Annotated in this window: 3 protein-coding genes; 2 read left to right on the forward strand and 1 reads right to left on the reverse strand. The window is 69.1% G+C overall.

The window, feature by feature from the left end:
• On the reverse strand, positions 1-286 hold a 286-nt coding region (locus tag ACFWF3_RS30340; protein ID WP_379317095.1), incomplete at its 3' end, for a 1-deoxy-D-xylulose-5-phosphate synthase N-terminal domain-containing protein.
• Positions 287-603: 317 nt separating this feature from the next.
• On the opposite strand from ACFWF3_RS30340, the gene glsA reads away from it, so the two are divergent.
• Both glsA and ACFWF3_RS30350 read left to right on the forward strand, forming a co-directional pair.
• A complete protein-coding gene (glsA, locus tag ACFWF3_RS30345) occupies positions 604-2,412 on the forward strand; it encodes a glutaminase A (RefSeq protein WP_379317099.1) in 1,809 nt (602 codons plus the stop codon).
• A gap of 73 nt (positions 2,413-2,485) precedes the next feature.
• Positions 2,486-3,008 (forward strand): SIMPL domain-containing protein (locus ACFWF3_RS30350; RefSeq protein WP_379317097.1); only part of this gene is annotated, 523 nt, incomplete at its 3' end.

Consider the following 3,008-nt stretch of genomic DNA (forward strand, 5'->3'; position numbering starts at 1 on the left):
CGTCACGGCTGCGCAGCGAGTCGAAGCGATCCTTGCGACCGGTGAGGATCTTGTGCACATACGCCTGGTGGCCGGTGTCGAAGATCAACGGATCGGCGGGCGAATCGAAAATCCGGTGTAAGGCGATGGTCAGCTCGACCACCCCGAGATTGGGGCCGAGATGGCCTCCGGTGGCGGCGACCTTCTGCACCAGGAACTCGCGGATCTCGTCCGCCAGTTCCCGCAGCTGCGGCACGCTCAGCCGGCGCAGATCTTCGGGTGAATCCACCCGCGACAGCACTCCCACCTGAACTCGCTCCCTCCGGACTACATTGTGATCAGCCCAGTGTATTTGCCCGCGGGACGGGCACAGGCTCGCGGGCCCTTCCCAGCACGGGCACGGCGAGCGCTACGGTCGCGACGACGATACCGCCGCAGGCCCGGTGAACAGGACGCGCGGGCAGAAATCGGGTTCGACCAAGGCTTACCTCACCGAGTTCTGGGCTGTGAGGACAATCTCCCCTGCGCGTCCAGGACCGGGCCACCAGCGCTGCGACCTACAGTGACGCTGTGACTCGACCGCACGGCGCGACGCGCACGATCGACCCGGGTGTGGTGGCGGGCATGCTCGACGAGGTGTACGCGGTCTGTCGCGACGACACCTCCGGCGCACCCGCCGACTACATCCCCGAGCTCGCCGCCGTCGCACCGGATTCGTTCGGACTGTGCCTGGCGACCGCCGACGGACTCGTCTACCAGGTCGGCGACACCGGCATCGGGTTCACCATCCAGTCCATCTCCAAGCCGTTCACCTACGCACTGGCGCTGGCCGATCGCGGACTCGACGGGGTGGCCGAGCACATCGACGTGGAGCCGTCGGGTGAACCGTTCAACGAGATCAGCCTCGAACCCGACACTCAGCGCCCGAGCAACCCGATGATCAACTCCGGGGCCATCACCGCGGCCTCGCTGATCGACGGCCGCGACGCCGCCGACAAGTTCGAGCGGGTCCGTCGCTGCTACTCCCGCTTCGCCGGGCGCGAGTTGACGATGAACGAGGCGGTCTACGAATCCGAAGCCCGCACGGGGTACCGCAATCGGGCGATCGGGTACATGTTGCGCTCGGTCGGCATCATCGACGTCGATCCGGACGACGTGGTCGACCGGTACTTCCGGCAGTGCTCGATCGAGATCACCTGCACCGATCTGGCCGTGATGGCGGCAACCCTGGCCGACAACGGAGTCAATCCGAAGACTCGTGAACGGGCGCTGTCGACCTCGCTCACCGAACGGGTGCTCAGTGTGATGACCACCTGCGGCATGTACAACGCCGCCGGTGACTGGGTGACCACGGTCGGGCTGCCCGCCAAGAGCGGGGTCGGCGGCGGGATCATCGCGGTGCTGCCCGGTCAGCTCGGGATCTCGGTGTATTCACCGAGGCTGGACGGACAGGGCAACAGTGTGCGCGGGGTGGCGGCGTGCCGGGAGCTGTCGCGCCGGCTCGAACTGCACTTCTGTCACGTGACCCGATCGGCGCGCACCGCGATCCGCGCCGACTACTCGGTCGCGCAGCTGCCGTCGCGACTGCGCCGCACCCCCGAGGACGCCGAGGTGCTGGCCGCCCATGGTGACCGTGCGCGGGTCTACGAGCTGCACGGCGACCTGTTGTTCGCCGGTGCCGAACGGGCGGTGCGGGCGATCGAAGGCAACGCCGACGAGCTCGACGCGCTGGTGATCGACCTGCGCCGGGTCGGTGAGGTGAGTCAGGTGGCTCGCGGGATGGTCGAGCAGTTGCAGGCCGAGCTGGTGCGCCGGGGCAGCCGGGTGGCGCTGGTCGATCCCGATGCCAAGCTCGGTCACGAGGTGTCGAGTCTGGATCCGGACGATCCGCGCGGGCGGGTGTTCGTCGATCGCGACACCGCGACCGAATGGTGTGAGGACATCGTGCTCGACCGGCATCGGCCGCCGGGAACGCGCGCCGCCGCGTCGATCGACCTCGACGAGCATCCGCTGCTGGCTGGACTCGCCCCCGCCGACCGGGACCGGCTGTGCGCGGATTTCGTCGCCCGCACCTTCGCCCGCGGCGAGGTGATCGCCGAGCGCGGCGAGCCACGGTCCGGGCTGTATCTGATTCTCGCCGGGCGGGTGCGGGCCACCTTCGCCGGTACCGACGGGCGGGTGCACCGGTTGGTGACGTTGTCGTCGGGGATGTCGTTCGGCGAGATCCCGATGTTGACCGGCGAGAATTTCGTCAACGACATCGTCGCCGAGACCGGGCTGCGGGTGGCGGTGATGAGCGCGGCCGTGTTCGACGAGCTCGCCGAGCAGCACCCGCAACTGAAACTCGCCCTGCTGCAACGGCTCGCGGCCGGGGCGTACGCGCAGATGGAAGCCACTGTCCGAACCATCTCGGGCAACGCCGAGAACTACTGACCGCCCGGCGGAACTCGGTCCTCACGCGAGACGTTGAGCAGCACAGCAGCCATCGACCGACAGGAGTACCGCGGTGAGCAAGAAGTCCTGGCAGGCGAGCACGACCACCTTCGGGCGCGGTGTGGTGCGCGCGGTCCCCGATCTGATCCGGTTGACGTTGTCGGTGGAATCGCGCGCCGACACCGTCGCCGGGGCCTACGGGCGTGCCGGTGACCGGGTGAGCGCGGTCGTCGCGGCACTGCGAACCGCCGGGGTGAGTGACGCGGACATGGCCACCAGCGGCCTGAGCGTGCGCACCGAAACCGTCTACACCGACAACGGGCGCAACGAGATCGCCGGATACCTGGCCTCCACCGGCCTCAGTGTGTCGCTGCGCGAAGGCACCGGCATCGACCCCGCCGAAACGGTCGCCGCCGCGGTGAACGCGGGCGGCGACGACGTCCGCCTCGGCGGCCTCACCCGGGGCGTCGCCGACCCGGCCCCCCTGCTCGAGCAAGCCCGCGACGCGGCCTACGACGACGCGAAGGCGAAAGCCGAGCAGTACGCGACCCGCGCCGGGGTGAGCCTGGGCGCCGTCCTCCAGATCACCGAGGACC

This window comes from Nocardia sp. NPDC060220 (genome assembly GCF_042727815.1).
In the GTDB taxonomy this organism is placed as follows: Bacteria; Actinomycetota; Actinomycetes; order Mycobacteriales; family Mycobacteriaceae; genus Nocardia.